This window comes from Qipengyuania sp., from assembly GCF_043423005.1.
GTDB lineage: Bacteria > Pseudomonadota > Alphaproteobacteria > Sphingomonadales > Sphingomonadaceae > Qipengyuania.
Map to the genome: position 1 here is coordinate 1 of NZ_JBHWMI010000054.1, position 5,647 is coordinate 5,647.

Sequence of the window (5,647 nt, forward strand, 5' to 3'; positions counted from 1 at the left end):
CAGAGGGAAATAAGGCTCGATCCGGCGCATCTGCGCCTCGCTCAACAACCACAGATCTGACAACAGCACCACCTCCTTGATGCTGCCATTGAATCAACCGATTGCCTCCCGCGCAAGCGATTTAATGGGTCCTGAACTTAGAACGGGGATAGTTGTGAGGCTGCGATTAATAGAACTTATACAATTCTCGCGCCTTCGCGTTGGGATTGTCAAATGGCTCGGAGAAAAAGGGCAAGAAGCCGTGTGCATTAAGCTACAATGGCGAAATGCCTCGCCAACTCGTGCGTGATGCGGTGCAGCTGCCGTGTTTCTCGGTCGATGCAGCACAGGGTCGTGTCCACTTCGGCGACAGACACGCTGCCGCGGCTGAACTGTATTTCGAATTGCGAGCGGGACCCACGAAAGCCCCTGAGGAGGACTTTCGCCTCGAGCTGGTCGCCGAGAAACGCCTCGCTGCGATATCTGATGTCGTGGCGCAGGGCGATCCATGCGATCTTTGCGACCTCCTCCGCCGGCGCATGTGCGACCCAATAGGCGGTGATCGCCTGCTGCACCCAGGTCAGATAGACCGCATTGTTGACGTGATCGAGCTCGTCGATCGCATCAGGGCCGACCGTGATGGGATAGACGAAAGCCGAACCGCCCTGCTGCCCCCTCTGTGGGTTCATGGGCTCGCGCCTTCGTCCCATGCGCCGTCGCCAATCCAGCGCAGGGCCGTGAGCGAGGGCATGAACATGTATTCTCCGCCGCGCAGCCGGTTGAAGGTGGTCACGCCATCGATTTTTCGGCGCACCGGCGTTTCGGGAATGGTAAAGGTCCCGGGCGTCTGGTGCAGGCCGACGACCGGATCCCGTTCTTCGCCCAGATCGACGAAGTTGCCACGGTTGATCCATTCCTGCTGGAGAAATTCGATCGTATCGAAGGCCCTGGCGCTGATGAAGATGAAGAACAGCCCGCGGTCTTCCTGCGCATCGACTTCGGATGTCACGTCGCGGCTCCATTTCGGCCCATAGGTAGACGAGCGCCTGATAATGCGGTGGATGTTCACGTCGCTGAGGATCGTAAGCTGGCTGTCGCGCGGATTGAGGCGGCGCATGTGCGCGGCGTGCGGACAGACAAGGCCGCGATGATCGTCTTCGTAAGAGAAGTCGTTGTTGCGCTGCGGATCGGCGCCGAGCTCCGGATCATCCCGTTCCGGCGCAAGCGGCAATGGCGCACCGCTCTGCCACCGGCCGAACATTTTCGCGGCGATATAATCCTGCTCGGCTTCGTCGGCGGATTGTCCGCGCAGGAAGTCGTTGAAGGCGCCGACCCGGCTCTGGTATTTGCGCAGCACGATGTATGACCCGTTGCGCCCAAGCGGTTCGGGTTGCGGCATGGCGAGCGGGCTGCCGGTCTCGCTGTCCTCGCCCAAGATGAATTCTCCAGGCGCGATCGCGCGCTCCTGACCGGGCAAGGGGTCGACCCCGCTCCCGTCGACCAACGGCTGCGAAATGCTGTCGCGAAAGCCGAAGGGGTTCTTTGCGTCCTCGTCGGCACCGAAACGGTGCGTACCGATCAGCGTGATGCCGGTGGATTTTTCCAGTTCGGCCTCGGCCTTTGCCAGCACGTCGTCGAGCGCATCGTCGTCGCGCGCATAAATGGTCAATGCGATATGGCAGGTGCCGGGGCGATAGGGATCCTCCCATGTTTCGGGCGCGTTTTCGCCTAAATCGCGTAGTTGCTCGGCACGAGCGGCCATGCCCTGCTGGAAGGCCAGCGGAAAACTCCCCAGCGAGGTTTCCGGCAGCCCGAGTGCCTTCAAGCCATCGTAGCTGATGGCGACGCCGGTCCACGAATCTAGTTCGTCCGTCCACCCCGATGCAGCAGGGATATGGTCGGCCAAGCGTCGTAAAAGATCCCGACCACCCGCGGCCTCGTCGACATGGATCATCGAATGGATGCCGACATAGGGTTCGGGCCGGGATCGCAGGATCAGCGCCTGGATATCGTCGAGCTGGAGCTTGACCTTGTCGGGACGGAAGCGGGCGGAAAGTTCTTGGAGAATGCCCATGTCAATAATCCACGCCTTCGGGTTGCGCGATAGCCGTGCTCAGCTCGTCGAGAGCCTGGCGGGTGGCGGGATCCATATCTGCATTCGCCCGGGATTTTTCGAGGAAGTCCTCCAGCGCGTGCTCCATCCGCTGGTACCGGCGAGTATCCACAACGGTCACCTGCGGATTTGCGACGAACCAGCCCGATGCATCGATCTGGTGATCGGCGATGAAGTCTTTCACCTCGGGACTGTCGATGCCCGGCCATCCTTCGATGTTGGCGAAGAGCAAGTCCATCAAGCCGGGAATCTTGGTGGCGAAATCGTTGATGTAAGTGTCCCAATCGCCATCATAGGTGGTGGCGAACAGGATCCGCGTATCGTCGTCGAAGAAAACGAAGCGCATATCGTGCAAGGTCGACACGCGCTGCGCGCCGTCCATATTGCCGTTGGTCAGATCGAAGATCCGGCGCAGGCGATCCGCCCCGCCCGGCTTCACCTTGGCGATAGCAGTCAGTTCGGACACATTGCCCGACTGCATGCCTGCGCGCCCCGCCTTGTTGGCAGTGCCCTTGTAATCGGGATTGTGGTCACGGATCATCGCTTCCAGCGCAATTTTCGCCAGCTGCGGCAAGTCTTCTGCCAGCTCGCGCGCACGGCGGCGGATTTCTTCGGGCTTGCTCTCATCGGCAAGACGCGGATCGATGCTTTTGGTCATGGCGCGCTCCTTTTGCGCTTGGTGGTCAATCGGGAATGTCGGACAGGGCCTGCGGCTCTATGCGCGGGCGATCGTTCTGGGTGTGACGATAGGCGCTGGACCGTTCGTAGGCCGCGCGGCGAATGCGCATGATGCCGCCCAGCGGACGATGCGCCTCGACGCCGTTCCATGGATTGAACGACAATACATCGTCGCCGAACACCTGGCGTGGCGGGCTGTAGGGGTCTTGGCTGTCGAAGCGCAGCGTGGCGACGGCACGATGAGGAGACTTTTCCTCTTCCCACAACACGGCAGCATCTTCCACCGGCATCGTTTCGAGATCGGTGCAGAGCTGCGCGCGCAATTCATATTCGGTGCCGTTCGCGCGGAAAAAATCGCCGATTACGTCGCGCATGGTCGAATATTGGACGTCTTCGAGATCCCGACCGGTCAAATCGCGCACGGATTGGGATTTCGGGGCGAGCGACAGTTTGGCGACATGGTCGCCGAACCGGACAGCGGCCTGCGTATGATAGGTTTCGCCGAGAGGATGATTGTTGTCGCGCGCCAACCCCTCGAGCGTCGCGCTCGGCACCTTGCCCACCGCTTCCACCGCATCCTTCGCGCCGCGCGCCACGCCGGCAACGAGGCGTTGGAAGAAATCGGGCGCATGCGCGTTCTTTTCGAGCAGACCCAGCATCTGCTTGTATTTCGGGATCGTGCCGAAGGCGAGCACCGGGAAATTCACCATCAGGAAATCCTGGTTCTCGCCACCGATGTCGGACGAAAGCCGGTCACCCGGAACGCCGATCACCTTGATCGCGAAACCGCGCGGGGCCGGAACCTCGTCCGAATGGATATCGCCCGGCGCGGACGAAAGCCGCGCGACGACCTCGTAGGTCTTCGGAGAAGCGAAGATGCCCTGCGCAAGCTCAGCCGACAGACCGTCGTGCACGGTCATGCTACCCTTAAGGATCGCGTGCGATTTCGCATGGGCATCGCGATGGGCGTGCCGATGCCGTTCGAACGCGTTGCGCGCCGTCCCATTCATCTGTTCGACGATCTCGCGCGTCAGCCGCTGTTCGTCGGGATCGACTTGCTCGACATCGGGGGTGAACCGTATGGGCTGCATGGGCAACAACTCCTGCCTGTTTTGCCTGCTGAAAAGGATCGACGGGAAACCGATCCTCTGGCCGGGCATTTGAAGTATCAAGTGATATCTGAAAATTTGGTTCCGAAAATCAGGACTTTTGAGACGGATCGAGCACCATGAGCGGCGAAACCACCACCAAATCGCGTCGGCAAAGCCAGGCGGAAACCCGCGCCAAGCTGATCGAATCGGCCGAGCGGCTGATGATCGCCCATTCCATCCCGGCACTTTCCGTGCGCCAGCTCTGCGCCGACGCCGGATTTACGCAAGGCGCCTTTTATTCGAACTTCGAGAGCAAGGAGTTGCTGCTGCTCGAAGTCATGGAAGGTCACTTGGCCGAACAGCGGGACCGACTGGAAGACCTCGCCGCCTCGATCCCGGAAGCCGATATCGACCAGGCCATGCAAACGCTTGCTGCGTGGCTAGCCGACATCCCCGATCGCCAGGCCTGGGCGGCGCTGGCGCTGGAATTGCAGCTCTATGCCTTTCGCAACCCGGAATTCCGCGCGCAGTACAAGGCTGCGGAGGCGCGTGTAACGGCCCAGTTCCGGGTTCTGATCGAAGGCCTGGCCGCCCAGTTTGGGCAGCCACTCCGCTTGCCCGCCGATGTCATCACCGAAACCTTGCTCATACTCTGGCACACCGCGGTCTTGCGATCGGGCGACGGCACCCGGCCGGAGGAAAGTTACGTGAAGGTCTTCCGGCAGATCATGTTCGGCGAACCGTCGGCCAGATAGCATTGCGCGACCGCCACCATAGCGCGTCACGCTTGCTCGGTTTCGTCCTTGCGCAGGTAAAGGGTCTGTGTCGGGAAGGCGAACCCGATGCCTGCCCGTTCCAATCGCTCGTAGATGTCGAGCATCAGATCGTTGCGGATCCTCAGGCTTTCGTCGAAATCGGCGGTCATGATGTAGGCGAAGGTTTCGATTGCCAGCGAGTCCGCTGCAAAATAGCGTAATGTCGCCCGGCGCGGCTCCGGGGCAATGTGTTCGTTCTGCGCCAGCGCGTCTTCTATCAGGGCAATCCCTTCACGCAGCTTTGCTGCATCAAGAGAGTATTCGAGCCCGATCGTCTCGTTGAAGAGAAAACGTTCGCGCTTGGTATAGTTTTCGATCTGGCGGGAGGAAAAATCGCCATTGGGGATCGTGACGACGGTCCGTTCCAGCGTCCTGATACGGGTCGACCGCATCCCGATATCCTCGATCGTGCCGAGCACATCGCCGACCTTGCACACATCCCCGACCTTCACCGGCCGGTCGGCCAACACGGATACGGTGCCGACCAGGTTCTCGACCGTCTTCTGTGCGCCCAGCGCCAGAACCAGACCGCCGATGCCGAGCGCTGCCACACCGGCGGTGACATCGAAGCCGAGCGTATCGAGGATGCCGAGCGCCCCCAGAACCAGCAGCCCGGCCTTGATCACCCGGCGGGCAAAGACGATGACCGACGCGCTCTGGTACCGTGCGCGCCGCGTCATGCGCAGCGACAACCACCGGGCGAGCGCATCGACCAGGCGGAACAGGAACCACAGGAACACGATCCACGCTGCGATGCCGAGATAGCGAAGCACGACCTGACGCGCGGTGGCATAGCCGCCTGCATCCCGTCAAAGAACAACCGCAAAGTTCCCATTCCGCACGACACAGCCCTCTACCGCCAGCGCCACAAGGTCGAGAACATGTTCGGCAGGCTCAAGGACTGGCGACGCATCCACACCCGCTACGACCGATGCGCCCACACCTTCATGTCCGCCATATGTATCGCTGCA

Annotated in this window: 7 protein-coding genes; 2 read left to right on the plus strand and 5 right to left on the minus strand. The window is 61.1% G+C overall.

What is annotated here, in order from left to right; all coding sequences use genetic code 11:
* Positions 1–248 precede the first annotated feature (248 nt).
* The 4 genes from ACHFFA_RS08805 to ACHFFA_RS08820 are packed head-to-tail and all read right to left on the minus strand — an operon-like array spanning position 249 to position 3,690.
* The gene (locus ACHFFA_RS08805) at positions 249–668 is read right to left on the minus strand and encodes an acyl-CoA thioesterase (RefSeq protein WP_394270479.1); all 420 of its coding nucleotides are present in this window, start codon (positions 666–668) and stop codon (positions 249–251) included.
* Positions 665–2,053 (minus strand): Dyp-type peroxidase, encoded by a 1,389-nt coding sequence (locus ACHFFA_RS08810; RefSeq protein WP_394270480.1) that lies wholly within the window; start codon positions 2,051–2,053, stop codon positions 665–667. Before ACHFFA_RS08810 ends, ACHFFA_RS08805 begins: the two co-directional genes overlap by 4 nt.
* A 1-nt stretch (position 2,054) precedes the next feature.
* A complete protein-coding gene (locus tag ACHFFA_RS08815) occupies positions 2,055–2,750 on the minus strand; it encodes a hypothetical protein (protein WP_050599578.1) in 696 nt (231 codons plus the stop codon).
* Between the two features lie 25 nt (positions 2,751–2,775).
* On the minus strand, positions 2,776–3,690 hold the full coding sequence (locus tag ACHFFA_RS08820; protein ID WP_394270481.1) for a catalase family protein: 915 nt from the start codon (positions 3,688–3,690) through the stop codon (positions 2,776–2,778).
* Between the two features lie 30 nt (positions 3,691–3,720).
* On the opposite strand from ACHFFA_RS08820, the gene ACHFFA_RS08825 reads away from it, so the two are divergent.
* Positions 3,721–4,002 (plus strand): hypothetical protein, encoded by a 282-nt coding sequence (locus tag ACHFFA_RS08825; protein ID WP_394270482.1) that lies wholly within the window; start codon positions 3,721–3,723, stop codon positions 4,000–4,002.
* On the plus strand, positions 3,999–4,616 hold the full coding sequence (locus tag ACHFFA_RS08830; RefSeq protein ID WP_394270483.1) for a TetR/AcrR family transcriptional regulator: 618 nt from the start codon (positions 3,999–4,001) through the stop codon (positions 4,614–4,616). The genes ACHFFA_RS08825 and ACHFFA_RS08830 overlap by 4 nt, the downstream gene beginning before the upstream one ends.
* A gap of 26 nt (positions 4,617–4,642) precedes the next feature.
* Here ACHFFA_RS08830 and ACHFFA_RS08835 read toward each other — a convergent pair whose 3' ends face one another.
* Positions 4,643–5,449, minus strand: coding sequence for a mechanosensitive ion channel family protein (locus ACHFFA_RS08835; protein WP_394270484.1), 807 nt, complete (start codon positions 5,447–5,449; stop codon positions 4,643–4,645).
* Between the last annotated feature and the right edge of the window lie 198 nt (positions 5,450–5,647).

Excerpts from the sequence above, each read along its gene's own strand:
- ACHFFA_RS08805 (WP_394270479.1), bottom strand. The coding sequence starts at position 668 with ATGAACCCACAGAGGGGGCAGCAGGGCGGTTCGGCTTTCGTCTATCCC.
- ACHFFA_RS08810 (WP_394270480.1), bottom strand. The coding sequence starts at position 2,053 with ATGGGCATTCTCCAAGAACTTTCCGCCCGCTTCCGTCCCGACAAGGTC.
- ACHFFA_RS08815 (WP_050599578.1), bottom strand. The coding sequence starts at position 2,750 with ATGACCAAAAGCATCGATCCGCGTCTTGCCGATGAGAGCAAGCCCGAA.
- ACHFFA_RS08820 (WP_394270481.1), bottom strand. The coding sequence starts at position 3,690 with ATGACCGTGCACGACGGTCTGTCGGCTGAGCTTGCGCAGGGCATCTTC.
- ACHFFA_RS08825 (WP_394270482.1), top strand. The coding sequence starts at position 3,721 with ATGGGCATCGCGATGGGCGTGCCGATGCCGTTCGAACGCGTTGCGCGC.
- ACHFFA_RS08830 (WP_394270483.1), top strand. The coding sequence starts at position 3,999 with ATGAGCGGCGAAACCACCACCAAATCGCGTCGGCAAAGCCAGGCGGAA.